Raw genomic sequence first — 24,788 nt, 5'->3', positions numbered from 1 at the left:
AGCGGGGCGGGAGCAGCCGGCTCAGAACGCCGGCCACGGGATCGGGGGCCAGCGTCCTCCCGGCGCGGGCAGCTCGTTCGCGTCGAGCAGCTTCGACAGCCGGGAGCGCAGAGCCGAGACCTCGGCGCGGGTCAGGTGCTCGTGCAGGGTGTCGTCCAGCCCCGCCTTGTTGCCCGGGGACAGGGCCTTGCGCAGGCGACGCAGGCCGTCGACGACGTCGTCGGAGAGCGGCTCGCCCACCCAGCCCCAGAGCACCGTGCGCAGCTTCTCCTCGCGGTGCAGGCAGATGCCGTGGTCGACGCCGTAGACGCCGCCGTCGACGCCGGCGAGCACGTGCCCGCCCTTGCGGTCGGCGTTGTTGACGACGACGTCGAGCGCGGCCATGCGCCGCAGCGCCGGGTCGTCGGCGTGCACGAGCAGCGCCGGGTCGCCGGCGGCGTCGCGGGCGCGCAGCACGGTGCGCCAGCCCTGGCCGACCGAGCGCGCCGGGACGACGTCGACGAGCTCGCGCTCCTCGTCGGTGTCGATCCAGCGCTGGACCATGCCGGGGCCGAAGGGGCCGTCACGGAGCACCGTCGTCGGGACCACCCCGAACCCGGCCGCCTCGCTGACCAGGTACGTCGCCACCTCGCGCCCGGCGAGCGTGCCGTCGGGGAAGTCCCACAGCGGGCGCTCGCCACGCACGGGCTTGTAGACGCAGCGGCCCTCGACGCCGTTGAAGTCGATGACGCACAGCAGCGTCGTGTTGGAGGCCTCCGTGAGACGGCCCTCGACCTCCATCCGCCCGTGGAGCAACAGCTCCCGGTCCTCGGAGGTCGACCCGTTCGCGCCCGTGTCCCCGTTCACGCGCCTACTCGGGGGAGGCGACGCGTCGGTAGCCGTTCTGCCGCGGGCAGATGTGGCCCGAGGAGTCGAGCGGCTGGGTGCACAGCGGGCACAGACGCCGTCCGGCGCCGACCACCCGCTCGGCGCGCGTGGCGAACGCGCGGGCGCCGGCGGGCGAGAGGAACACGCGCAGCGCGTCGGGGCCCTCGTCGGTGTCGTCGAGGACGACCGACTCGTCGACCTCCTCCTCGGTGACCGCGAGCAGCTCGACGACGACGTTGCGGGACTCGGCGTCCCAGCCCAGCCCCATGGTGCCGACGCGGAACTCCTCCTCCACCGGCACCTCGAGCGGCGAGGTGTCGACCTCGTCCTCGGGCACCGTGACGGGGACGTCCGCGCCGAAGCGCCGGGAGACCTCCTCGAGGAGGGTGCCGATCCGCTCCGAGAGCACCGACACCTGCTGCTTCTCGAGCAGCACGCTCACCCTCCGGGCCGATTCGGTGGCCTGGAGGTAGAAGGAGCGTTCGCCGGGCTGCCCGACGGTGCCGGCGACGAACCGGTCGGGCTGGCGGAAGACGTGGATCACCCTGGGCATGGCTTCTCGATCGTAGGACTCACGGAGGGACCCCGCTGGAGGAGGTGCGGATCCCCTGGCGTCAACGGCGCTCTCATGCTACTCCGGTCGACCCCCCGACGGTGGCCTCCTCGGGCACGGCGGTATCGGACAGGGGGCCCCCCGGGGCGGCCGCGGTGGGGTCGTCGGCCGCGTCCGCCGAGCCCTCGGATTCCTCGCTCTCCGGCTTCGGGACCAGCGCGGACAGGTCGCCTCCGGTGTCGTTGACCCGCACCACGAAGGGCCGTGTCGGGGTGTAGCTGATGACGCTCACCGAGCAGGGGTCGACGACGATGCGCTGGAACGAATCGAGGTGCAGACCGAGCGCGTCGGCGACCGCGGCCTTGATCACGTCGCCGTGGCTGCAGGCCACCCACAGGGCGCGGTCGCCGTGCTCGGCGCCGATGCGCGCGGCCTGCCGGCGGATCGCCGCGACCGCGCGGGCCTGCATCGCGGCGAGGCCCTCCCCGCCGGGGAACACCGCGGCGGACGGGTGGGCCTGGACGACCTTCCAGAGGTCCTCCTTGCCCAGGTCGCCGAGCTTGCGTCCGGTCCAGTCGCCGTAGTCGACCTCGGACAGGTCGTCCTCGACCGTCGCCTCCAGGCCGCGGGCGGCCAGCAGCGGGGCCACCGTCTCCTGGCAGCGCTGCAGCGGCGAGGTCACCACGGCCGCCAGGGGCAGCTCGGCGAGCCGGTCGACCAGCTTCTCGGCCTGCGCGCGGCCGTGGTCGTCGAGACCGACGCCGGTGCTGCGACCGGCGAGCACACCCGACACGTTGGCCGTCGACCGGCCGTGCCGCAGAAGGATCACCGTTGTCACGACACGACCGTACGCGGGTGTCCGACTACGTCGCCGGGACGACCCCGTTGCTCACGGCGAGCAGGACGGCCAGTCCGAGCAGCACCCGGTACCAGACGAAGACGTAGATCGTGTGGTTCTCGACGAACCTCAGCAGCCAGGCGATCGAGGCGTACCCCAGGACGAACGCGATGATCGTGGCGACGATCATCTGCGGGATGCTCGGGACCACCACGAGGCTGCCCTGCACGTCGGCGGCGGACGGCTCGAGGATGTCGGGGATCTGGGTCAGCCCGGACGCGAACACCGCGGGCAGCGCCAGCAGGAACGAGAACCGCACGGCGACGGCGCGCTCGAGGCCCAGGAAGAGGCCGGCGCTGATCGTGCCGCCCGACCGCGAGACGCCGGGGATCAGCGCCATCGCCTGCGCGCAGCCCATGACGAGCCCGTCGCGCAGCGTGAGCTGGTCGGGGCCGCGACGCTGCCGCGAGTAGTGCTCGGCGGCGGCGAGGACGAGCGCGAACACGATGAGCACGGTCGCGTTGAGGTACAGGTTGCGGGCCGGGCCCTTGATCAGGTCCTCGAAGGCGAGCCCGAGGACGCCGATCGGGATCGAGCCGAGGATCACGTACCAGGCGAGCCTGTAGTCGTAGCCGCGCTCGTCCTTGCGGGCGAGGCCCACGAACCACGCCCGGAGCAGGCGCCAGATGTCGCCGAAGAAGTAGATGAGCACCGCGGTCTCGGTGCCCAGCTGGGTGACCGCCGTGAAGGCCGCGCCGGCGTCGTTGCCGAAGAAGAACGCCGAGGTGATGCGCAGGTGCGCGGACGACGAGACCGGCAGGAACTCCGTCAGTCCCTGCACGATCCCGAGGACCACGGCCTCGAGCCAGCCCATCGGGGCACCCACCTGCACGGGCACGGACGGTAGCCCACGGGCACCCCGTGCCCGCCTCCCCCTCGGGCCCCTCGGAGGTGGTCGTGACGCCTTCGTAAGCTGGCCGACCGTGGAACAGCGACGGCTGGGCACGAGCGGGCTGCGGGTCTCGCGCCTGGCGCTCGGCACGATGAGCTGGGGCCGCGACACCGACGCCGACGAGGCGGGCGCGTCGCTGCTCGCGTTCCTCGACGCCGGCGGCACCCTGGTCGACACCGCGGACGTCTACGCGGGCGGCGAGGCCGAGCGGATCCTGGGCGGTCTGTTCGACGACGTCATCCCGCGGGGCGAGGTCGTCGTGGCCACCAAGGCGGGGGCCCGGCGCGAGGACGGCCCGTTCGGCGGCGGCGCCTCGCGGGGCGCGCTGCTCACGGCGCTCGACGACTCGCTGGACCGTCTGAACACCGACTACGTCGACCTCTGGCAGCTGCACGCGTGGGACGACGACGTGCCGCTCGAGGAGACCCTCGCGGCCGTCGACGTGGCGCTGACCACGGGACGGGCCCGGTACGCCGGGATCGCGAACTACGCGGGCTGGCAGGTCGCCTCGGCCGCGACCCGGCAGGCCCTGACGTCGCTGCCGCTGGTGTCGGTGCAGTCGGAGTACTCGCTGCTGGAACGGACGGTCGAGAACGAGGTGCTGCCGGCCGCCGGCCACCACGGGCTGGGGCTGCTCCCCTGGGCGCCGCTGGGGCGCGGGGTGCTCACCGGCAAGTACCGCGAGGGCGTCCCCGCCGACTCCCGCGGCGCGTCGGAGCACCTGGCGGGCTACGTCGGGCGGCACCGCACCGAGCGCACCGCGCGCATCGTGCAGGCCGTCGTCACCGCAGCGCACGGGCTGGGCACCTCGCCGCTGGCCGTCGCGCTGGCGTGGGTGCGCGACCGGCCTGGGGTCGTGGCCCCGGTGGTGGGCGCGCGGGACGGGGCCCAGCTGCTGGGCTCGCTGGCCGCCGAGGACCTCGTGCTGCCCCCGGCCATCCGCGGCGCCCTCGACGACGTCAGCTCCCCCACCGCCCCGGACGACGAGACCGACGAGCCGGACACCCCGCCCTGGGAGTGATCCGGACGGCGTCGCGGTACGTGCGCGGAGCGCGATCGGGTGCGTACGGTGGACGTCGCTCCGCCACGTGTCCCGGAGGTGATCAGCTCGTGAACGATGCTGGTGATGAGGGTGCGCTCATCGGGGCGCCCGTGGTGGACGGCGACTGGGAGTACCAGCCCGTCCGCCTCCCCCCGGACATCACGCGCATCTCGGCCACCGTGCAGCTCGGCATCCGTGCCGAGTTCGGGGGCTGGGAGCTCGCCCGCACGCTGCTCTACAGCGACGGGACCCGGAAGGTCTGGCTGCGCCGCAAGGTCTCCCGCGCCCTCCAGGCCGGCCTCGCGACCTGACGAAGCGGCTTTCCTGGCACCCAGCGCAAGCCCTGCGTCCTCGCTGGCACTGGGTGCGCGGAATCCCGCTTCGTCAGCGAGGCGGTAGGAGCACCACGCGCCCGGTGGTCCGCCGCGCCTGCAGCTCCGTGAACGCCGCCGGCAGGTCCTCGAACGCGTACTCGGCGCCGACGAGCGGGTCGATCGCCCGCCGGGCCCAGAGCGCCTCGATCTCCCGCTGCCAGGCCACCACGAGCTCCGGCGCCCGCTGCTGGTACGCCGCCCAGTGCACGCCGAGCACGCCGTAGTTCTTCACCAGCGCGTGGTTGGTGGGCGCGTCGGCGATCCGGCCGCCCGCGAACCCGATCACCAGCAGCCGCCCCTCCCACGCCACGACCCGCCGCGCGGCGTCGAACAGGTCGCCGCCCACCGGGTCGTAGACGACGTCGGCGCCGCGGGAGTCGGTGAGATCACGCACGGCGCTGACCAGGTCGTCGTGACCCACGACCACCTCGTCCGCTCCCAGCGCCCGCACCACCGCCGCCTTGGCCTCGTCGCCCACCTGCGCGATCACCCGCGCCCCGGCGGCCTTGCCCAGCTGCACCGCGGCCGCCCCCACCCCGCCCGCGGCGGCCAGGACGAGCAGCGTCTCGCCCGCGTCGAGCGTCGTGCGGTGGTGCAGCGCGCACCAGCCGGTCTGGTAGGCCACGAAGAAGCCGGCGGCCTGGGCCGCGCTCATCCCCTCGGGCCACGGCCAGGTGGTGCGCAGCACCGCCTCCTCCGCGAAGCCGCCGTGCGGCATCGTCACGGGACCGAACACCCGCCGGCCGTCGTCGGTCACGCCCGCCACCTCGAGGCCGGGCGTGAACGGCGGCGGCACGCGTTCCTGGTACTCGCCTGCGGTGTAGAGGATGTCGGCGAAGTTCAGTGCCGCGGCCTCCACCCGCACGCGCGTCCCGTCCTCCGTCGAGGGGCTCGGGACGTCGGCGATCTCGAGCACCTCGTCGAACGGCCCGTACCGCGGCACCCGCCAGGCGCGCATTGCTCAGCCCTCCCCGTGCAGCGGCGGCGGGGCGCCGGCCTCGGCCGGGCCCGGGACGCCGCGGAAGCGGAACGGCGCCGGTTCCCGCCCGGGCTGGACGAACCAGCACTCCCCCGACTCACCCTTCTCCACCATCGACGACACGGCGTCGGCGACGTCGGACGCGCCGAGCAGCGGGAACCCGCCGAACCGGTCGCGGACGTCCGCGATCAGCGCGGTGTCGGTGAAGCCGGGGCAGACCGCCATCACGCGGATCGGCTCGCCCGCCAGGCTCGCCGCGGCGGAGCGGACGTAGCCGACGACGGCGTGCTTGGACAACGTGTAGATCGCGTCGCCCGGCATGCCGACGAGGCCCGCGAGGGACGACGTCGCGATCACCGTGCCGCCGCCCGCGCGCCGCAGCGCCGGGAGGGCGGCGTTGAGCCCGAACACGACGTGGTCGACATTGACGCCCATCACTCGGCGGTAGGCGGCGACGTCGAGGGCGTCGATCCCCGACTGGCCCCCGACCGAGCCGGCGTTGAGCACGACGAGGTCGAGGCGCCCGCCCCAGGTCTCCACCTCGTCGACCGCGGCGCCCACGGCCGTGTCCGACGTGACGTCGCAGGCCACGGCGAGTCCCGAGCACTCCGCCGCCACCCGGGTCGCGGCCTCGGCGTCGCGGTCGACCACGGCCACCCGGTGGCCCCCAGCGGCGAGCCGGGCGCACACCGCGGCGCCGATCCCGGCGGCACCTCCGGTGACCAGCGCGACGGGGGGCGCGTCCCTCAGCACCGGCGCAGGATCTTCTCGAGCACCCGCGTCCCGAACTGCAGGGCGTCGACCGGCACGCGCTCGTCGATGCCGTGGAAGAGCGCGGTGAAGTCGAGGTCCGGGGGCAGCCGCAGCGGCGCGAACCCGAAGCAGCGCATCCCGAGCTTCTCGAACGCCTTGGCGTCGGTGCCGCCGGACATCATGTAGGGCAGCGTGTGGGCCTGCGGGTCCTCCTCCTGCACCGCCCGGGTCATGACGTCGACGAGCTCGCCGTCGAAGCTCGTCTCCACGGCCTGCAGGTTGCGGATCCACTCGCGCTCGACGTCGGGGCCGAGGATCTCGTCGAGCTCACGCTCGAAAGCCTCCTGGCGCCCGGGGAGCACCCGGCAGTCGATGGTGGCCTCGGCGACCGACGGGATGACGTTCGCCTTGTAGCCGGCCGAGAGCATCGTCGGGTTCGCGGTGTCGCGGGTGGTCGCGCCGACCACGCGGGCGACCCCGCCGAGCTTCGCCACCGCGCCGTCGAGGGCGGCCGCGGAGTCGGTCGGGAACTCGATCCCCGTGAGCGCCGTGATCTCGTCGAAGAAGCCCTGCACCGACTCGGTGAGCACCAGCGGGAAGCGGTGGCGGCCCAGCCGGGCGACGGCCTCGGCGAGGATGGTCACGGCGTTCTCGTCGTGGATCATCGACCCGTGCCCCGGACGGGACCGCACGCGAAGCCGCATCCAGGCGATCGACTTCTCCGCGGTCATCACGGGGTAGACGCGGACGTCCTCACCGAGGGTCAGCGAGAAGCCGCCGACCTCACCGAGCGCCTCGGTGCAGCCCTCGAACAGGTCGGGACGGTTCTCGGCGAGCCAGTGCGAGCCGTACGCGCCGCCGGCCTCCTCGTCGGCGAGGAAGGCGAACACGAGGTCGCGCGGGGGGACGGTGCCCTCGGCGGCGAACTGGCGCGCGAGCGCCAGGATCATCGCGTCCATGTCCTTCATGTCCACCGCGCCCCGGCCCCAGACGTAGCCGTCCTGGACCGAGCCGGACAGCGGGTGGACCGACCACTCGCTCTCGTCGAAGGGCACGACGTCGAGGTGCCCGTGCACGAGCAGCGCGGGGCGCTCGGGATCGGCGCCCTTCAGCCGCGCGAACACGTTGTGGCGTCCGGGAGCCCCGGACTCGATCACCTCGGTCTCGAATCCCACCTCGCGCAACTTCGCGTCCACGTAGGCGGCGGCCTCGGCCTCGCCCGTGGTGGTCGCGAGCTCTCCGGTGTTCTGGCTGTCGATCTGGATGAGCTCGCTGGTCAGCGACACGACCTCGTCCTCGGCACGACCCATGCGCCGCATCCTGCCACCCACCGTGATCGGACCGCGCGGCGTCGTCTAGGCTGTGTTCCCGCAGGTCCGAGTGGCGGAATGGCAGACGCGCTAGCTTGAGGTGCTAGTGCCCTAGTAGGGCGTGGGGGTTCAAGTCCCCCCTCGGACACACTCCTCTTCTCTCCTTCCCCGATCTTCGCGGGGCGCCCACACTCGTCGCGTCATCGTGGCGAGGAGTGCGGAATGGCAGGAACGGATCGGGCGCTCGGCGTGCCCTGCTGGGCCGAGCTGGACGTCGACGATCCCGGTGCGGTGACGCCGTTCTACGCCGCGGTGCTCGGCTGGTCCGCGGACGCCGAGGGCGTCGCCGACCACCAGGCCCGCGTCCTGCGCCACGGCGCGAGCCCCGTCGCCGCGATCGGGTCGCCGGGCGTCGCGGCACCACCGGTCTGGACGCTGTACCTCGCGGTCGACGACGTCGACGCGGCCGCCGAGCAGCTCGAGGAGCTGGGCGGGCAGGTGCTGCACGGCCCCGAGGACGACGGCGCCGGCGGGCGGCTGCTCGTCGCGCTCGACGCGGGCGCCGCCGTGGTGGGCCTGTGGGAGTCCGACGACGGGATCCCTGCGCCGTCGCCCGGACGGCTGTGCTGGGCCGAGGCGGCCTCGGCGGAGCCGGGCACCACGCGCACCTTCTACCGCGAGCTCCTCGGGTGGGGGTTCGTCGACGGGGGCGACCAGCCCGGCCACCAGCACGGCCTCGTGGACGGTGCGCCGGTCGCGGGTCTCGGGCTCGCCGGCGACGCCCTGCCCCACTGGCTCCCGTTCTTCGCGGCGGCCGACGTCGACGCCGCCGTCGCGGCGGCCCGCGGGGCCGGCGGCGAGGTCGTGACGCCCGTGGCGCCGGGCCCGCGCGGGCGTCACGCCACCCTGGCCGATCCCGCGGGCGCACGCTTCGGTGTGATCGAGGTCGGCTGAGTCGCCGGCCGTGGCGCCGGCGCTGCCTCGGTACTGTCGATCCGGATGCCGAACGCACGGGGGGACGTCGTCGTGCCCCCGTCGCGCCGTGCGCCGCGGGGTCCGTGGTGGATCTGGCTGCTCCTCGCGGTCCTGCCCTGGACCTGGTTCCCCCTGCGCGACGAGCTGGGGCTCGTCGGCGACGTGGTGGCGATCGTGCTCCCGGTGCTCGCCGTGGTGGCGGCGGTCGCCGCCCTCGTCGTGGGACGGCAACGTGGCCTCGTCGCCGCGGTGTCCGTGCTGGTGGCCGGCGCGGTGGCGGTGGTCGGCCCGTGGACGCCGGTCGACGCCGCGCCGGTCCGCCCCGGCGCCGCGGTGACGGTGGCGAGCGCCAACGTCACCGGTCTCGAGACGACGCTGCCGGCGCTGCGGGCAACCGCCGCGGACGTGCTCGTCGTCGTCGAGGACACCCCGAGCATCGACCGGGAGCTCGACGCGGACCACCCGCACCGCGTCTACAGCGGCGGGATCCCGTCGGTCGGGGTGTACAGCCGGTTCCCGGTGCGGCTCCTGGACGGGACCGGCCCGGACCTTCCCGGGCTGCGGGTGGCGGTCGACGCGCCGACGCCGTTCGTGCTCTACGCGATGCACGTGCCGCGCCCGTGGTGGACCGGCGGCGGCAGCTACCAGGCGACCCCCGCCGAGCACCGCCGCCTCGTCGTCGCCCTCGCCGACCGCGTCGCCCGCGAGCCGGGGCCCGTGGTGGTGGCCGGGGACCTCAACTCGACCGACCGCGGCCGCGACTACCGGCTGCTGGCCGACGACACCGGCCTCACCGACGTCATGCGCGAGGGCTGGACCGGGCCCACCTCGGTGACGCAGTGGCAGGCGTTCCTCCTGCGCATCGACCACCTGATGGTCGGCCCGGGCTGGTGCGGCGAGGGTCCGCGGCGCTTCCCGCTCGCGGGCTCCGACCACGACGGCATCACCGCCGGCGTCGGGCCCTGCGCCTGACCGTCAGCCGGGCTCGACCTCGTCGCCGACCGTGATCGTGCCCGAGGTGAGGACGCGGAAGATCGCGCCGCCACGGCCGTGCATCGCCCGGGCCGCGCCCGGCCCGATCGTCTCGTCCATCACCCGGCACGGGGCGGCCCGGCGGACCACCTCGAGCACGACGTCGCCGACGACCAGGCGGCGGCCGGGCTCGGTGGGCACCTCGCCGTGGTCGAGGGTCAGGGTGCGCCGCGTCCGGTCCTCGGGCACGGGGGCGCCGAGCGCGTCGGCGGCCGCCGCCAGGTCGTCGCGGCTCTGGACGGAGACGTGGCGGTGCCGCGTGCCGTGGTAGCGGTCGCCGACGAGACCGCGCCCGGCCTCGGCCTCGACCCGGTCCACCGCGACCATCGGCGCCTTGCGGGCCGGGGCGGTGTGCAGGGCGGCGACCCGCATCGTCATGGCGCACCTCCACCTCTCCAGAGGTCGGGCGTGGGCCTCGTCATTCCCGGGCGGACCCGTCGTTTCCGGCTCGCGAGGCCGCGGGTAGCGCCTGGACCATGCCCCGATCGGACGCCGTCGCCCGACCGACCCTGCCCGAGGCCGCGGAGACCTATCGCCGCGCGGGCCACTGGCGGGACCGGACGCACCTCGACGACCTCCGGGACGAGCTGGCCCGCGATCCCGGCCGCACGCTGCTCGTCGACCGCTTACGTGGCCGGCGGCGGGTCCTGTCCGTCGCGGACGTCGTGGACGGTGTCGACCGGCTGGCCGCCGCGCTGCGGCCCCACGTCGGTCCGGGCGACCGCGTCGCCTACCGCCTGGCCCACCGCTGGGAGACCGTCGCCCTGTTCTTCGCGTGCGGCCGGCTGGGCGCGGTGGCCGTGCCGTTGCCGTCCTCGCTGGGCCCGGCCCAGGTCGAGCAGCGGACGACGGCCGTCGGCGCGGTCCTCGCCGTCGACGACGACGGCGCCGGTCTGATCGATCTCGACGATCTGCCGGACGCCGGCGACGCACCCCCGCGCGACGCGGCGATCGCCCCGGACGACGTCGCGCTCGTGCTGTTCACCTCCGGGACGACCGGGACGTCGAAGGCCGTCCTGCACACCGCGAACACCCTGCACGCGAGCACCTGCGGTGCGCTGGGCGCGCTGGTGTGCGAGGACCCGGGGCCCGATCCGCGCGTGATGACACCGTCGGTGGCGACCTACGCGATCGGCGTGATGACCAGCGTGCTGAGCCCCCTGCTGCACCGTCACGGCGCGGTGCTCGACGACGACGGCAGCCCGGAGGCGGTGCTGCGGGCGGTGCACGAGGAGCAGGTGACCCACCTGCTCGTCGGTCCCCGCGGCTACGACTCGCTGCTCGACGCGCTCGGTCCCGACGGCGCCGGCGCCGGCGCCGCCCCGCCGAGCCTGCGGATGATCGCCCTCGGCGCTGCCCCGCTGGCCCGGGGCGTCCTGCGCAAGGCCGACCGGCTCCCCGCGGTGCTGCGCATCCACTGGGGCATGACCGAGGTGCCCGGAGGCGGCGTCTCCCGCGGGCAGGAGGTCCCCGGCACGTCCTGGCACACCATGGGACACCCCGTCCCCGGCCTCGAGCGCGAGCTCCGCGCGGTGCCCGGCGGCGACGAGGGGCTCGGCGAGGTGGTCGTGCGCGGACCGCAGGTGGCCGTCGGCCTGCTCGACACGGGCGACGGCCACCTCGTGTGGTCGCCGACCGACGACGACGGCTGGTACGCCACCGGCGACATCGCCGATCGCGACACCACCGGCGAGCTCGCCTTCGTCGACCGCGACTCCGACGAGATCAAGGGCTCGAGCGGCATGATCATCCCGGGTGCGGAGGTGGAGGACCTCCTCGCGGGCCACCCGGACGTCGACGAGGTCGTCCTCGTGGCCTTCCACCCCTCGGAGCAGGCCGAGGCACCGGCGGCGGTCGTCGTCCCGGTCGACGGGCGGGCCCCCACCCTCCCGGACCTCCAGCAGCACCTGCGCGACCAGGGGACCACCGAGTGGTACCTGCCCGAGCGCCTCGAGGTGGTCGACGTCCTCCCCCGCGACCCCCAGGGCAAGGTGGACAAGAAGGCCCTGCGCGCCCGGATCGACGAGGGCGCGTGACCCCCGGATCGCGGGGCACTCGCACGCCGAGACCGCCATTCCTCGAGGGTCAGTCGTCCTCGTCGTCCTCGTCCTCGTCGTCCTCGTCGTGGTGGTGGTGGGCCTGGTCCTCGTCGTCGTGCTCCTCGTCGTGGGTGTCGTCGTGGGTGTCGTCGTGGTCGTCCGCCTCGGACGGTGCGGTGCTGTCCCGGTCGGTGGTCGGCTGACCGGTCGTGCGCCGGGGACGGGGATGGTCCCGACCGGTCGCCGGCGCGGTCGGCGTGCGAGGGGACGGAGCCGCCTGCTCGTGGCGCTCCCCCCGGGGGCGCTCGACCCAGGAATGTTCCGGCCGGGGGCCTTCCGCCCGGTGACCTTCCGCCCGGTGACCTTCCGCCTGGTGACCTTCCGACCGGTGACCTTCCGCCCGGTGACCTTCCGCCCGAGGCCGGTCCGTCCGGGGGCGTCCTGACCCGGATCGTGCGATCCACGGCTCGTCAGCGCCCACACGCTCGGAGGCGGCCCCGGACCACGGCGCCCGGGCTGAGCGGCGCGGGGAGGGTCCGTCGGTCTCGCTCCGCGGTGCCGACCCGGCCCGCGGACCCTGGGCCCTGCGTCGGTGGGACGTGTTGGCGGCCACCTCGTCCTGCAGCGCCCGGTACCGCACCCGGAGCCGGCGAGCGGCGTCGTCCTTCGGCGCCGCGGGAAGGCGGCGTTCCGCATGGGTCAGGGCGATCCGTGCTTGGGACAGGTCACCGCGTTCCAGTGCTGCCGACGCCCGGTCGAGGTCGACCGACGTGGCGAGTGCGACCGCATCGGGGGCCCTCGGGGCCGGTGGCGGCGTGCCCCACAGGATGACCACCACGAGGCCCGCGACGACGGCAGCGGCGGCTGAGGTGCCGGGAAGCAGCCGCCGGCGGCGGGGTGAGGTCACGCGGCCGCGGGACACCAGCACGGCGGCGCGGTCGACGTCCACCGACCAGGTCTCCGGGTGCCGCCGGACGGAACGGCGCCACTCGATCAGGACGGCCGCGAGCTCCCGCTCCACGTCCTCGTCCAGGTCCACGACGACCGGCTCCTCGACCGCCCGGATCCCCGCGGCGATGCTGTCGAGCAGGGCGTCGTCCGCCGCAGGGCCACAGATCCGCCCGCCGCAGGAGCACTCTCGATCCGGCCACCGGCCGTCGGGGCGCGCGGGGTCCCCGGGCTCGTCCACCGTCATCGCCGGCCCCGATGACCCGCAGGCGTCCCCACCACGTCCCCGTCGATCAGCTCGGTCACCCGTCGGTGCGGCGGTCGCCGCGCAGCGACGTCGACCGCCAACAACTGCCGCAGGCGGCACAGCGCCCGGTGCTGGGCGATGCGGACCGCGCCGAGGGTGATGCCGGTGGCGTCCGCGACCTCGTCGACACTCAGCCCGACCACGGTGCGCAGGAGGAGGACCTCGCGCTGCCGGTCGGGAAGGTGCTCGAGCAGGAGGTTCAACCGGTGCCGGACCGCGGCGTCGACGGCCAGCTGTTCGGGTCCGGAGGCGCTCTCGGTGATCTCGAGCAGCTCGGGCACGTCGGAGGTCGCCGCGCTGCGGTCCCGGCCGAGCGACCGGAAGGCGTTGGCCGTCTTGTGGGCGGCGATCCCGTAGACGAAGCCGAGGAACGGGCCGTCCTCGCGGCGCCAGCGCGACAGAGCGGTGATCACGGAGAGCAACACTTCCTGGGTCAGATCCTCGGGGGACATGACGGGCCGCTCGCGTCGCCCGAGCCGCGCCCGGCAATAGCGGTGCACAATCGGGGTGAGTCGGGTGAGCAATTCCTCGAGCGCGCGGCGGTCTCCCAGCGACGCCTCCGCCGCCTGCATGTCGAGGTCATCGACGACCACGTCCCCCCACGTCCTCCCGTTGTTCCAGGCGCTCCCCCGCACCATTCCTGCACGACGGGCCGCGCCGATCCCGGCCGTGCGACGAGGACGTCGCCGCCCGACGGGGAGGCCGCCCGCACGCCGAGGAAGAACGTCGACTGTGCCCCTGTCCGGTCACGCGGACAAGGAATCGTTACCGCTCCGAAGCCCGCGACGACCACCGCGGAGCCGGACGCGGGCGACGGCCGGGACCGACGGTCCGACGCGGCGGACGCTCCGAGCGGCCAAGAACGCGGAGAGTGAGATCGGGCTCGGAAGAGATGGCATCCGGACGAATGCACCGTGGCGAGCGCTCGGGCGCGCCGACCTCGAGGGCGCCGATCGCCGCCACTGATGCCGAGAGACCTCGACGATTGTGACGATCTGCGTTCGCTTGCTGGCTATCCGGCGTTGCTAAGCGTAGCTATTGATCGATTCATAGGTCCATCAGAGTGAAAGGTCGGTGTGATCCTGCCGTCGCGTAACGGGGAGTGGTGGCGCGGTGAAGTGGAACATGTAGGTCGACACAGCGTGGCGCGGCATGGGGGCGACATGGGTGAACCGCGGAAGGACCGGACGACACGGCCGCGCCCACGCGCGAGCGTCGGCGGCGCGGTCGCGTGCCCCGACGGAGCGGCCGGAGGTGGTCCCGACGCTCGTCCGACATCCGGCCCGCGTCCCCGGCCCCCGTCGGTCAGGACGGCCGGCCACAACAGAGCCCGACGGGGAGAAGCAGCATGACCATCATCTCCAATCCCCTCCAATACAACGAGGACGACCTGTTCGTCGACCTCCACTCCGTCGTCGACCGGTCGCTCTTCCTCAAGTGCGAAGGATTCAACTTCGCGGGCTCCATCAAATTGAAGGCCGCCGTCGGGATGGTCGAGGCGGCCGAGCGCGACGGACTGCTCAACCAGTGGTCGATCCTCGTGGAGTCGTCGTCCGGGAATCTGGGTGTCGCCCTGGCCATGGCGGCGGCGAGCAAGGGCTACCGGTTCCTCTGCGTGACCGACTCCCGGTGCAACGACACCACCCGCCGCCTCATCCAGGCCCTCGGCAGCGGGGTCCACGTCGTGGCGGAGCCGGACCCGGTCTCCGGCCTGCTGGGAGCCCGCCTCGATCACATCCGCCGGCTCTGCGCCTCCAGCGCGCGCTATGTCTGGCTCGACCAGTACGCCAACCCGAACAACTGGAAGGCCCACCACCGCACGACGGCACCCGCGATCGCTCGCCAGTTCCCCGACCTCGACGTCCTCTTCGTCGGCGCGGGCACGACCGGGACGTTGATGGGCTGCGCGCGCTGGTTCCGCTGGTGGAACCCCCGGGTGCGCATCGTCGCCGTCGACGCGGTCGGCTCGGTGAGCTTCGGTGGCCCGGCCGGTCGGCGACTCATCCCGGGCCTCGGCATGAGCGTTCCCCCGCCGCAGCTCCACGCGTCACTCGTCGACGACGTCGTCCACGTCGAGGAGGAGGACGCGATCCGCACCTGCCACCTGCTCGCGGCGCGCGGATTCGTCTTCGGTGGCTCCACCGGGACCATCGTCAGCGGAGCCGCCACCTGGCTGCGACGGCACGGTGGTGCCGACCTCACGGCCGTCGCGATCGCTCCCGACCTCGGGGAGCGCTACCTCGACACCGTCTACTCGCCGTCCTGGCTGGACGAGCACTACGGCGACGGTGTCTCCGGGGCGCCGGTCGAGGTCGTCGCCGACGTCCGGACGGCCTGACCCGTGCCGGGCGGCGGAGTGCCGGGGTCCGGCCCGACGGGTCGTGGCGGGCAGGAGGAGCGGTGACACCACGGGAGGAGACCGTCCGCCGCGCACACCGGGTCCTGCCGGTGACCATCGTCCGGCGAGGACGGACAGCACCCGGGCGACGGGAGGTGCGCGGCCTTCCGTCGACCTGGCGACCCGTCCCCGCGCTCCACTCGGTCGTGCCCGTACCGGCACCGCCGGTGCGGGTCACCGCTCCGCCGGGTCGGCGCCCGACACCCCGGCCCCGACCCCGGCCGGGCGTCCTGGTGCCGCTCTCACCGCGCCCGCGGGCGACCCCGGCGCCCGGGGGCACCGAGGGGCTGCTCGCCGAGGTCCTCGCCGGGGTCCTGGACCGCGACGAGGTCCCCACCGACGCCCACGTCTTCGACGACCTCGGTGCCGACTCGATGGTCATGGCCAAGTTCTGCGCCCGGGTCCGCAAACACCCCGGCCTGCCCTCGATCGCGATCAAGGACGTCTACACCCACCCCACCATCGCCGCTCTCGCCACCGCCCTCGCCCCGGCGCCGGCGGCCGCGCCCGGGGGCACCGAGGCGCTGCTCGCCGAGCTGCTCGCCGGGGTCCTGGACCGCGACGAGGTCCCCACCGACGCCCACGTCTTCGACGACCTCGGTGCCGACTCGATGGTCATGGCCAAGTTCTGCGCCCGGGTCCGCAAACACCCCGGCCTGCCCTCGATCGCGATCAAGGACGTCTACACCCACCCCACCATCGCCGCCCTCGCCACCGCCCTCACCCCGGCCCCGGCGCCCTCCACCGACCTCGTGCCGGCGACCGGCACGACGCCACGGGCCGGGCGACCCGCCGCCGCGGTGTGCGGGGTGATCCAGCTGCTGTTCGTCCTCGGCTACGCCCTCCTCGTCGCGGCCGGCGTCACCTGGGCCTTCGAGCGCATCTCGGCCGCGCCGACCCTGGCGGCCCTGTACCTCGACGCGCTCGTGATCGGCGCCGCGGCCTCCGCCGTGCTGGTGATCCTCCCGATCCTGCTCAAGTGGCTGCTCGTGGGCCGCTGGCGGCCGACCGAGTTCCGTGTCTGGGGTCCGGCCTACGTGCGCTTCTGGATCGTCAAGACCCTGATCCGGACGAACCCCCTGGTGCTCTTCGCCGGCTCACCGATCTACTCGGTCTACCTCCGCCTGCTGGGCGCGCGGATCGGGCGTGGCGTCGCGGTCTTCGGCCAGGTCCCCGTGTGCACCGACCTGTTCAGCGCCGGCGACGGGACCGTGGTCCGCAAGGACTCGCTCCACTCCTGCTACCGGGCGCACGACGGCCGCATCCAGACGGGTCGGGTGACCCTCGGGAAGGACGTCGTCGTCGGCGAGACGACGGTGCTCGACATCGACACCTCGATGGGTGACGGGGCCACCCTCGGCCACACGTCGTCCCTGCACCGAGGTCACTCGGTGCCCCCCGGCGAGACCTGGCACGGGTCGCCGGCGCGGCCGACCGACGTGGTCTACCGGAGCGTCGCCCCGATGCCCTGTGGCCGGCTGCGCCGGGTCGCCTACTCGACGGCGGTCCTGCTCCTCACCCTGATCGTCGTCGTCCCGCTCGGCGCCGGCGGTGCGGCGTTCGTCTTCCGCGAGGTGCCGCAGCTGGCCGCGCTGCTCGAGCCCGGCGTCGGCGCGTTCACCACCCCGGCGTTCTACGTCGAGACGGTCGCGGTCTCGGCCGTCCTCTACTTCGGCGTGATGCTGGTGGGCCTGCTGCTGGTGATGACCCTTCCCCGCCTGCTCGGTCTCCTCGTCCGGCCGGACCGCGTCTACCCCCTCTACGGGGTGCACTACTGGCTGCACCAGGCGGTGGTCGCCCTCACCAACGTCATGACCTTCACCTACCTCTTCGGCGACAGCTCGGCGATCGCGCACTACCTCGGCCGCCTGGGCTACGGGCTGCGGCCGCTGGTGCAGACCGGATCGAACTTCGGCATGGCGGTCAAGCACGAGAGCCCCTACCTGACCTCGGTGGGCAGCGGCACCGTGATCGCCGACGGTCTGTCGGTGATGAACGCGGACTACTCGAGCACCTCGTTCCGGGTCTCGCCGACCGCGATCGGAGCGCACAACTTCCTCGGCAACCGGGTCGCCTACCCCTCGCAGGGGCGCACCGGGGACGACTGCCTCCTCGCCACCAAGGTCATGGTCCCCATCGACGGCCCGGTGCGACACGGTGTCGGGCTCCTCGGCTCACCCAGCTTCGAGATCCCGCGGACCGTGGCGCGCGACTGTGACCTCGGCAGCCACGGCCCGGAGGAGGTGCACCGGCTGCTCGGACAGAAGAACCGCCATAACGCGGTCTCGATGGTGGTCCACCTGCTGGTGCGGTGGTTCTTCGTCCTCGAGCTCACCGTGCTGGTGGCGGCCGTCGCCACGCTCCCGGTCCACTGGGGAGCCGTGGAGATGCTCATCGCGGAGGTCCTCGTCCTGCTGTTCAGCGTCGCGTGGTTCACCCTGGTCGACCGCTCGGTACGGAGGTTGGCGGTGCGGGTCCCGGCGGGGTGCTCCATCTACGACGGCTCCTTCTGGCGCCATGAACGGTTCTGGAAGATCGCGATGCCGGACTGGATGCAGCTGTTCAACGGCACCCCCTGGAAGAACCTCGTCTGGCGACTGCTCGGCGTCCGGATCGGCGCCCGTGTGTTCGACGACGGTGCCGGCATCACCGAGCGGACGTTCGCGGCCATCGGTGACGACACGACGCTCAACGAGGGCGTGGTGCTCCAGTGCCACTCGCAGGAGGACGGCGCGTTCAAGTCCGACCACGTACGGATCGGCGCGCGCTGCACGCTCGGCGTGAGCGCCTTCGTGCACTACGGGACGACGGTCGGCGACGACGCCGTCCTCGCCGCGGACACCTTCCTCATGAAGGGTGAGGAGGTGCCTCCGGGCGAGCGGTGGGGCGGCAATCCGGCCCGCGAGATGGCGGAGACCACGGAGGGACATCGATGAGGTCGACGAGCGCCACCCTCGTGGTGGCGGCCGTGCTCGTCCTCGGCGCGGGCTGCGCGTCGGGCTCGGGATCGCCCCCGGTCCCCGCACCCGCGTCGGCGCCCGGTCCGACCGCCTCGGCGGCGCCGGTCGACGACGACGCCGCGTCGCCGGAGACGCCGGACGGTCCGGTGCTGGCGTTCGGTGCGACGCACGTCTTCGCCGACGGGAACGCGGTCACCGTGGCCGCCCCGGTCGCCGGGGCTCCGGTGGCCGGCGCGCCGTTCCCGCGCACCCTCGAGGTGACGGTCACCGTCCGGAACGGGACCCCGGTGGCCGAGGACCTGTCCCGGTTCGGGTTCGACGCGTCGGTCCCGGGGGCGCCGGGAGCGACGGAGGACCGGGAGGCGCCTGCCGTCGAGGACGGCCCGTCCGGGGCGCTGGCTCCCGGGGAGCAGCGGACCTTCCCGCTGCGTTTCGCCCTCCCCGACCCCGGGCCGGCCGAGGTCACCGTCGAGGTGGCGAAGGCCGACCAGACCGCGCCCGGGCAGGACGTCCCGGGCAGCGACGAGGCGCCGGGCACGGTGGTCGACTACGAGGGGCTGGTCTGACCCTTCTCGACGAGCGGGACGACCTGGGTCCCCAGGAGCTCGATGGAGTGCAGGAGATCCTCGTGCGCCAGGCGCGGGTTGGTCATCTGCAGGTTGATCCGCTCCACGCCCCCCAGCTGCTCGGAGACGCGCAGGACCTTCTCGGCCACGGTGCGCGGGTCGCCGACGAAGAACGCACCGTCGGGACCGCGCATGGCGTCGAACGCGCGCCGCGTCGGCGGCATCCCGCCGCGCTCGGCGGCGACCGTAGTGAACATCTCCTCCCACCCCGGGTAGAAGGAGTTCGTGGCCTTGGCGACGTCGTCGCCGAGGAAGCCGAAGCAGTGCAGGCCCACCCGCAGCGCCTCCGGCGGGTGCCCGGCGTGCTCGCCCGCGCGTCGGTAGAGGTCGACGAGCGGGGCGAACTGCTTCGGCTCGCCCCCGATGATCGCGATCATCAGCGGCAGCCCCAGCAGCCCGGCCCGCGCGAACGACTCGGGCGTCCCGCCGACCCCGACCCAGATCGGCAGCCGCTCCTGGGCGGGCCTCGGGTAGACGGGCTGATCGGTCAGCGCCGGGCGGTGCTTACCCGACCAGGTCACGACCGGCGACTCATTGATCTTCAGGAGCAGGTCGAGCTTCTCGGTGAACAGCTCGTCGTAGTCCTCGAACGCGAGCCCGAACAGCGGGAACGCCTCGACGAACGAGCCCCGTCCGACGACGAGGTCGACCCGGCCGCGCGAGATGAGGTCGATCGTCGCGAACTCCTGGAACACCCGCACCGGGTCGGCAGCCGACAGCACGGTCACCGCGCTGCGCAGGCGGATCCGCTCGGTGCGCGCGGCCGCCGCCGCAAGGATCACCGGCGGCGCGGCGTCGTAGTACTCGCTGCGGTGGTGCTCGCCGATCCCGTAGGAGTGCAGGCCGACGCGGTCGGCGAGCGCGATCTCCTCCAGGAGGTGCTCGAAGCGCTCCTCCGGGCCGATCTCGCGCCCGGACGACGGGTCGGTGACGCGGGCGACGAAGCTGTCGACGCCGAGGAGCACGGGGTCGGCCACTAGAGGGCCTTCTGCAGACGCGCGGCCAGGGTCGTCACGAACGCGGCCGGCTCGGCGAGGTCGCCGCCCTCGGCGAGCAGCGCCATGCCGTAGAGCAGCTCGGCGAGGTCCTTCTCGGCCTTGCCCTCCGACTGCGCCGACTGCAGTCCGGTGACCAGCGGGTGCGACGGGTTGAGCTCGAGGATCCGCTTGACCTTCGGCGGCTCCTGCCCCATCGCCCGGTACATCTTCTCCAGGGTCGGGGTGAGGTCGCCGGGATCGCCGACCAGGCAGGCCGGCGAGGTGGTCAGGCGCGAGGACAGGCGCACCTCCTTGACCTCCTCGGCGAGCTCGGTGCCCATCCAGGAGAGCAGGTCGTCGAAGCCCTCGGGGGTCTCCTTCTCGTCACCGAGGTCGACCTCGCCCTTGGCCACCGACGCCAGCGGGGTGCCGTCGAACTCGGAGACGGCGTCGACCCACACCTCGTCGACGGGGTCGGTGAGCAGCAGGACCTCGTAGCCCTTCGCGCGGAACGCCTCGAGGTGCGGGGAGTTCTCCAGCCCCGAGCGGGAGTCGCCGGTGGCGTAGTAGATCGAGTCCTGGCCCTCGGGCATGCGCTCCTTGTAGGCCGCGAGCGTCGTCGGCTCGTCGGCGCTGTGCGTCGACGGGAACGAGCAGATGTCGAGGATGGCCTTCTGGTTGTCGTGGTCGGAGAGCAGGCCCTCCTTGACGGCCTTCCCGAGCTCGCGCCAGAACGTCGCGTACTTCTCGGGCTCGTTCTCCTGCATCGCCTTGACGGTCTGCAGGACCTTGCGCACCAGCCGCTTGCGGATCATCTGGATCTGGCGGTCCTGCTGGAGGATCTCGCGCGAGACGTTGAGCGAGAGGTCCTGTGCGTCGACGACGCCCTTGACGAAGCGCAGGTACTCGGGGACGAGCGCCTCGCAGTCGTCCATGACGAACACGCGCTTGACGTAGAGCTGCACGCCGCGCTTGTGCTCGCGCATGAACAGGTCCAGCGGCGCGTGGCTCGGCAGGAACAGCAGCGCCTGGTACTCGAACGTGCCCTCCGCGGAGAGCCGCATGGTCTCCAGCGGCTCCTGCCAGTCGTGCGAGACGTGGCGGTAGAACTCCGCGTACTCCTCGTCGCTGACCTCGGACTGCGAACGCGCCCAGAGCGCCTTGCGGGAGTTGACGGGCTCCTGCGAGCCCTCCTCCTCGCCCGGGTTCAGCCGGATCGGCCAGGTGATGAAGTCGGAGTAGCGCTTGACGATGCGCCGCACCGTGTCCGGGTTCGCGTAGTCGTGCAGCGAGTCCTCGGCGTCCTCGGGCTTGAGGTGCAGGGTGATCGCGGTGCCCTGCGGGGCGTCCGGGGCCGGGTCGAGGGTGTAGGTCCCCTCCCCCGCCGACTCCCAGTGCACGCCCTCGGCGGTGCCGGCCTTCCGTGTGGTCATCTCGACCCGGTCGGCGACCATGAAGCTCGAGTAGAAGCCGATCCCGAACTGGCCGATCAGCTCGGCGGTCTGCTCCTCGGACTCCGCCGCCTTCATCTGCGCGAGCATCTCGGCGGTGCCGGACTTCGCGATCGTCCCGATGAGCTCGACGACCTCCTCGCGCGTCATGCCGATGCCGTTGTCGCGCACGGTCAGCGTGCGCGCCTCGGCGTCGGTGACGAGGTCGACGTGGAGGTCCTCGGTCTCGACCGCGACGTCCTTGTCGACGTAGCTCGCGAGCCGGACCTTGTCCAGCGCGTCCGAGGCGTTGGACACCAGCTCCCGCAGGAAGACGTCCTTGTCGGAGTAGATCGAGTGGATCATCAGCTGGAGCAGCTGACGGGCCTCGGCCTGGAACTCGATCGTCTCGCTCATACGTCCTCTCCCCGGGGTGGGTCTCGCGGTGCGCTGTCGAGGATATCGACCGCACGCCGCGCGTTCCGGGGGTGCGGGGCAGGGTGGCCTCAGCTCGACGGCGATCCGGAGCGCGCCGTCGAGACCAGAGATCGCTCCCGCTGCTCCGTGAACCCGATGTGACGGCGTCCCAGGAGCACCCGGGCGGATCATGGCCCTCAGCACGAGGGATCCGGCAGGAGACGCGCTGCGTCGAACCGGGGTATGGACACCGAGAACGATCTCGCCGCTCTCCTCCGTCGCCAGGACGGAGTGCTCTCCCGCGCCCAGGCACTCGCCTGCGGCCTCACTCGCGCAGCGATCGACCACCGCCTCGCCCGGGGGCTGTGGACGTTGCTGTGGCCGTGTGTGTACCTGTCGGCGGCGCATGCGCTCGGACCGAGGGTCCGGGTGCGGGCGGCGTCGCTGTGGCTGGGTCCGGGCGCCACGCTGATCGGCGCCGGCGCGGCGTGGTGGTGGCGGCTGCTCGACGAGCCCCCCGAGATCCTGCGCTTCGCCGTGCCACCGGAGCGGCGTGTCCGCTCACGCGCCGACGTGAAGGTCGTGCGGCGGGCCCTCGAGGGCGCGCGCACCATGCTGCACGGGGTGCCGGTGGTCCCGAAGGCGTACGCCGTGGTCGACGCCGCCGCGGAGCTGGGACTGCACGGCGGCGCCGCGCTCATGGATCGGGCCCTGCTGTCGGGTCGTGTGACCCTCGAGAGCCTGCGGCGCGCTCACCGCTCGCGTCTCGGCCGGCCGGGTTCGGTGATCGTCGCGCGTCTGCTGGCGCTCGCCGCCGGTGGCGCGCGGTCCGAAGCCGAGCGACGCACCCACGAGCTCCTGCGCGCGGCGGGTGTCACCGGCTGGCTCGCCGATCACCGCGTCGTGCTCCCGGGCTACGGGACCGCGGTGCTCGACCTCGCCTTCCCGGACGTTCGTGTCGTCGTCGAGATCGACGGCTGGGCCTACCACCGCGACCTGCCGGCGTTCCGCCGCGACCAGGCCCGTCAGAACGCGCTCGTCCTCGCGGGGTGGACGGTGCTGCGCATCAACTGGCACGAGATCGAGGGCGACGCCGACGCGATCCTCGCTGTCGTGGAGGCGGCCCTCGCCGCATGATCCCTCCGAGTGCTCCGGGAACCCGACGTCATCAGGTTGCGAGAGCACCCGGAGCGATCATGCTCCGTGGCCGGGCCCGCACCGCCCAGGCGGCCAGGGCCACGGCGGTGCCGACGATCGCGACGCCCAGTGGGACGTGGACCGCCAGAACGCCCGTGGCCCCGAGGGCGACCTGCGCGACCTCGACCACGACGAGCGCCGCCGAGACCCCGATCGGCCAGGCCGGGAGCCGGCCGGGTCGCCAGGCGAGCACCGCGAGGGGAACCTGCACCGTCGCGACCAGCAGCAACGTCCCGCCGACGGCCTGGTGGACGATCAGCCCGACCGCCGAGGCCTGGAGGATGCCGCCGGCGGCGACGGCCTGGACGACGGTCATGGCCGCGTGCAGCACGGCGACGATGCGGAAGAGGCCCACGGCCAGGCGATCAGCCATGGTCGTGGCTCGCGATCGTGGTCGCGGCCCGCTGACCGGGGCCGACGACGAGGAACTGCAGCATCATGCCGTCGTCCTCGTGGCGCAGCAGGTGGCAGTGGAGCATGTAGGGCACCTCCGGGTCGGTGTGCGGGCCGACGCGCACCAGCGCCCGCACGGTGGTCGACGGGGGCACGGCGACGGTGTCCTTCCACGCGCGCTCGCCCGCCGGGACGTCCGGGTCGAGCACCTGCATCCGGGCGTCGTGGACGTGCATGTTGTGCGGCAGCGTGTGCCGGTTGGTGAACTCCCAGACCTCGGTCGCCGCGGCGGGGACGACCTCGTCGACCCGGGACATGTCCATCGCCCGGCCGTTGATCCGGTTGTTCGAGAGCACGAAGCGGCGGGTGCGATCGCCCTCGGGGAGCGGGGTCTCGCGGGACAGCCGTGCCGGCACCGGGGGCGAGGCCGTCAGCCGGTCGGCGGGCCGCAGCTCGAGCAGGTCGAAGGAGTCGTCCGCCCCCGCCGCCCGCGTGACGCCGTTGACCGCCCCCAGGTCGTGGGACAGCGAGCGCAGCACCCGCCGGCGGCCGGGGGCGACGTCGACGACGACCTCGGCCCGCTCCCCCGGGGTCAGCACGACGCCGGTGACCGTGCGCGGCGCCGGGAGCAGGCCGCCGTCGGTGCCGACGAGGGTCAGCGGCGCCTCGTCCTCGAACGCCACCCGGTAGCTGCGTGCCGACGAGGCGTTGAGGACGCGCAGGCGCACCCGGGTCGTCGTGACGTCGAGGTACGGCGCGACCGTGCCGTTGACCAGCACCGTGTCGCCCAGCAGGCCGACGGCGTTGCGGTGCTGCTCGTCGAAGCTCCCGTCCGGGGCGAAGCTGCGGTCGGTGAGCACGAGCGGCACGTCGTCGACGCCGTAGGTCGAGGGCAGGGCGACCCAGCCAGAATCATCGTCGTCGTCGTCGACCAGGAACAGCCCGAACAGCCCCCGGAGGACGTGGCGCTCGGTCTGCCCGTGGGGGTGCGGGTGGTACCAGAGCGTCGCCGCCGGCTGGTCGACGCGCCAGGACGCCTCCCACGTGGCGCCGGGGGCGATCGGCTGGTGCGGGCCGCCGTCGGCGCGGGCGGGCACGCTCGCCCCGTGCCAGTGGGTGGTCGTGGTCTCGGGCAGCCGGTTGGTCACCCGGAGCACGACGTCGTCCCCGCGCGCCACCCGCACCGTGGGGCCCCCGAAGGGCAGGCCGCCGTAGCCCCAGGTCGGGGTCGCGACGCCGGGCAGGAAGGAGCTCGTGCCGGGGGCGGCGACGAGCTCGACGACCCGCCGCCCCGCGGCGTCGCGGGTGGACGGTGCGAGCGGCGGGATCGCGAGGGGCGTGGCGCGGCGCCCAGGAGGCGGACGCCGGGGTTGCCGTTCGCGCACCCGGCGACGGAGCTGACGGCCACGGCGCCGGCCGCG

At 73.6% G+C, this 24,788-nt stretch carries 23 protein-coding genes and 1 tRNA gene; 10 read left to right on the top strand and 14 right to left on the bottom strand.

All coding sequences use genetic code 11. From position 1 onward, the window contains the following. Positions 1–21: 21 nt before the first annotated feature. From ACQPYN_RS17440 to ACQPYN_RS17425, 4 genes are all read right to left on the bottom strand, one after another. Entirely contained in the window at positions 22–780 is a 759-nt protein-coding gene (locus tag ACQPYN_RS17440; RefSeq protein ID WP_274195279.1) for an SCO1664 family protein, read from the bottom strand. A gap of 70 nt (positions 781–850) precedes the next feature. Further along, a complete protein-coding gene (locus ACQPYN_RS17435; RefSeq protein WP_433025275.1) occupies positions 851–1,420 on the bottom strand; it encodes a DUF3090 domain-containing protein in 570 nt (189 codons plus the stop codon). A gap of 73 nt (positions 1,421–1,493) precedes the next feature. Further along, positions 1,494–2,258, bottom strand: coding sequence for a histidine phosphatase family protein (locus tag ACQPYN_RS17430; RefSeq protein ID WP_433025272.1), 765 nt, complete (start codon positions 2,256–2,258; stop codon positions 1,494–1,496). 25 nt (positions 2,259–2,283) lie between these two features. Next, positions 2,284–3,132, bottom strand: a complete 849-nt coding sequence (locus ACQPYN_RS17425) for an undecaprenyl-diphosphate phosphatase (RefSeq protein WP_433038928.1) — start codon at positions 3,130–3,132, stop codon at positions 2,284–2,286. Between the two features lie 109 nt (positions 3,133–3,241). Between ACQPYN_RS17425 and ACQPYN_RS17420 the strand changes: the two genes are divergently transcribed. Then, positions 3,242–4,231 (top strand): aldo/keto reductase, encoded by a 990-nt coding sequence (locus tag ACQPYN_RS17420; protein WP_433025269.1) that lies wholly within the window; start codon positions 3,242–3,244, stop codon positions 4,229–4,231. Positions 4,232–4,320: 89 nt separating this feature from the next. After that, the gene (locus ACQPYN_RS17415) at positions 4,321–4,563 is read left to right on the top strand and encodes a DUF5703 family protein (protein ID WP_274190422.1); all 243 of its coding nucleotides are present in this window, start codon (positions 4,321–4,323) and stop codon (positions 4,561–4,563) included. A 73-nt stretch (positions 4,564–4,636) separates the two neighbouring features. Here the strand turns inward: ACQPYN_RS17415 and ACQPYN_RS17410 are convergent, their stop codons facing one another. From ACQPYN_RS17410 to ACQPYN_RS17400, 3 genes are read right to left on the bottom strand one after another with little or no spacing between them, the layout of a single operon-like run. Then, entirely contained in the window at positions 4,637–5,584 is a 948-nt protein-coding gene (locus ACQPYN_RS17410) for an NADPH:quinone oxidoreductase family protein (RefSeq protein ID WP_433025265.1), read from the bottom strand. 3 nt (positions 5,585–5,587) lie between these two features. Beyond that, the gene (locus tag ACQPYN_RS17405; RefSeq protein ID WP_433025262.1) at positions 5,588–6,358 is read right to left on the bottom strand and encodes an SDR family oxidoreductase; all 771 of its coding nucleotides are present in this window, start codon (positions 6,356–6,358) and stop codon (positions 5,588–5,590) included. After that, positions 6,352–7,668 (bottom strand): M20/M25/M40 family metallo-hydrolase, encoded by a 1,317-nt coding sequence (locus ACQPYN_RS17400; RefSeq protein WP_433025259.1) that lies wholly within the window; start codon positions 7,666–7,668, stop codon positions 6,352–6,354. Before ACQPYN_RS17400 ends, ACQPYN_RS17405 begins: the two co-directional genes overlap by 7 nt. A 64-nt stretch (positions 7,669–7,732) precedes the next feature. Here ACQPYN_RS17400 and ACQPYN_RS17395 point away from each other — a divergent pair. The 3 genes from ACQPYN_RS17395 (at position 7,733) to ACQPYN_RS17385 (ending at position 9,615) form a co-directional block, all read left to right on the top strand. Continuing rightward, positions 7,733–7,816 (top strand) — tRNA-Leu (locus tag ACQPYN_RS17395). A 74-nt stretch (positions 7,817–7,890) separates the two neighbouring features. Further along, positions 7,891–8,622, top strand: coding sequence for a VOC family protein (locus tag ACQPYN_RS17390; RefSeq protein ID WP_433025256.1), 732 nt, complete (start codon positions 7,891–7,893; stop codon positions 8,620–8,622). A gap of 45 nt (positions 8,623–8,667) precedes the next feature. Beyond that, positions 8,668–9,615 (top strand): endonuclease/exonuclease/phosphatase family protein, encoded by a 948-nt coding sequence (locus ACQPYN_RS17385; RefSeq protein WP_433025253.1) that lies wholly within the window; start codon positions 8,668–8,670, stop codon positions 9,613–9,615. Between the two features lie 3 nt (positions 9,616–9,618). Here the strand turns inward: ACQPYN_RS17385 and ACQPYN_RS17380 are convergent, their stop codons facing one another. After that, the gene (locus ACQPYN_RS17380) at positions 9,619–10,053 is read right to left on the bottom strand and encodes an MOSC domain-containing protein (protein ID WP_433025250.1); all 435 of its coding nucleotides are present in this window, start codon (positions 10,051–10,053) and stop codon (positions 9,619–9,621) included. A gap of 98 nt (positions 10,054–10,151) precedes the next feature. On the opposite strand from ACQPYN_RS17380, the gene ACQPYN_RS17375 reads away from it, so the two are divergent. After that, positions 10,152–11,711, top strand: coding sequence for a class I adenylate-forming enzyme family protein (locus ACQPYN_RS17375; RefSeq protein ID WP_433025247.1), 1,560 nt, complete (start codon positions 10,152–10,154; stop codon positions 11,709–11,711). A 49-nt stretch (positions 11,712–11,760) separates the two neighbouring features. Here the strand turns inward: ACQPYN_RS17375 and ACQPYN_RS17370 are convergent, their stop codons facing one another. Then, on the bottom strand, positions 11,761–12,909 hold the full coding sequence (locus ACQPYN_RS17370) for a hypothetical protein (RefSeq protein WP_433025244.1): 1,149 nt from the start codon (positions 12,907–12,909) through the stop codon (positions 11,761–11,763). Then, positions 12,906–13,541 carry a sigma-70 family RNA polymerase sigma factor gene (locus ACQPYN_RS17365; RefSeq protein WP_433038926.1) on the bottom strand — a complete coding sequence of 212 codons (636 nt, stop codon included), beginning with the start codon at positions 13,539–13,541 and terminating at the stop codon, positions 12,906–12,908. Before ACQPYN_RS17365 ends, ACQPYN_RS17370 begins: the two co-directional genes overlap by 4 nt. Before the next feature lie 776 nt (positions 13,542–14,317). Between ACQPYN_RS17365 and sbnA the strand changes: the two genes are divergently transcribed. The 3 genes from sbnA to ACQPYN_RS17350 all read left to right on the top strand — a co-directional run bounded on the left by sbnA (position 14,318) and on the right by ACQPYN_RS17350 (position 18,893). Next, the gene (sbnA, locus tag ACQPYN_RS17360; protein WP_433025241.1) at positions 14,318–15,307 is read left to right on the top strand and encodes a 2,3-diaminopropionate biosynthesis protein SbnA; all 990 of its coding nucleotides are present in this window, start codon (positions 14,318–14,320) and stop codon (positions 15,305–15,307) included. 293 nt (positions 15,308–15,600) lie between these two features. After that, entirely contained in the window at positions 15,601–18,303 is a 2,703-nt protein-coding gene (locus ACQPYN_RS17355; RefSeq protein WP_433025238.1) for a Pls/PosA family non-ribosomal peptide synthetase, read from the top strand. Next, positions 18,300–18,893 (top strand): hypothetical protein, encoded by a 594-nt coding sequence (locus ACQPYN_RS17350; RefSeq protein WP_433025235.1) that lies wholly within the window; start codon positions 18,300–18,302, stop codon positions 18,891–18,893. Before ACQPYN_RS17355 ends, ACQPYN_RS17350 begins: the two co-directional genes overlap by 4 nt. Here ACQPYN_RS17350 and ACQPYN_RS17345 read toward each other — a convergent pair. Together ACQPYN_RS17345 and htpG are read right to left on the bottom strand one after the other, a co-directional pair. Beyond that, the gene (locus tag ACQPYN_RS17345; RefSeq protein WP_433025232.1) at positions 18,875–19,930 is read right to left on the bottom strand and encodes an Atu2307/SP_0267 family LLM class monooxygenase; all 1,056 of its coding nucleotides are present in this window, start codon (positions 19,928–19,930) and stop codon (positions 18,875–18,877) included. The two genes, ACQPYN_RS17350 and ACQPYN_RS17345, sit on opposite strands and share 19 nt — an antisense overlap. After that, complete coding sequence (gene htpG / locus ACQPYN_RS17340) at positions 19,930–21,777, bottom strand: molecular chaperone HtpG (protein WP_433025229.1); 1,848 nt, start codon at positions 21,775–21,777, stop codon at positions 19,930–19,932. Before htpG ends, ACQPYN_RS17345 begins: the two co-directional genes overlap by 1 nt. Positions 21,778–22,020: 243 nt before the next feature. Here htpG and ACQPYN_RS17335 point away from each other — a divergent pair, with 243 nt between their 5' ends. Further along, positions 22,021–22,914: an endonuclease domain-containing protein gene (locus tag ACQPYN_RS17335; RefSeq protein ID WP_433025226.1), complete on the top strand. Its 894-nt coding sequence runs from the start codon at positions 22,021–22,023 to the stop codon at positions 22,912–22,914. Positions 22,915–22,945: 31 nt separating this feature from the next. On the opposite strand, the gene ACQPYN_RS17330 is transcribed toward ACQPYN_RS17335, so the two are convergent. Further along, a complete protein-coding gene (locus tag ACQPYN_RS17330; RefSeq protein ID WP_433025223.1) occupies positions 22,946–23,347 on the bottom strand; it encodes a hypothetical protein in 402 nt (133 codons plus the stop codon). After that, on the bottom strand, positions 23,340–24,752 hold the full coding sequence (locus ACQPYN_RS17325) for a multicopper oxidase family protein (protein ID WP_433025220.1): 1,413 nt from the start codon (positions 24,750–24,752) through the stop codon (positions 23,340–23,342). The genes ACQPYN_RS17330 and ACQPYN_RS17325 overlap by 8 nt, the downstream gene beginning before the upstream one ends. Positions 24,753–24,788 lie beyond the last annotated feature (36 nt).

The sequence above is a fragment of the Actinomycetospora sp. CA-053990 genome (genome assembly GCF_050948445.1).
Classification (GTDB): Bacteria; Actinomycetota; Actinomycetes; order Mycobacteriales; family Pseudonocardiaceae; genus Actinomycetospora; species Actinomycetospora callitridis.
Note: the sequence above shows the minus strand (reverse complement) of the source record. Positions and strands in the feature narration are given on the sequence as shown.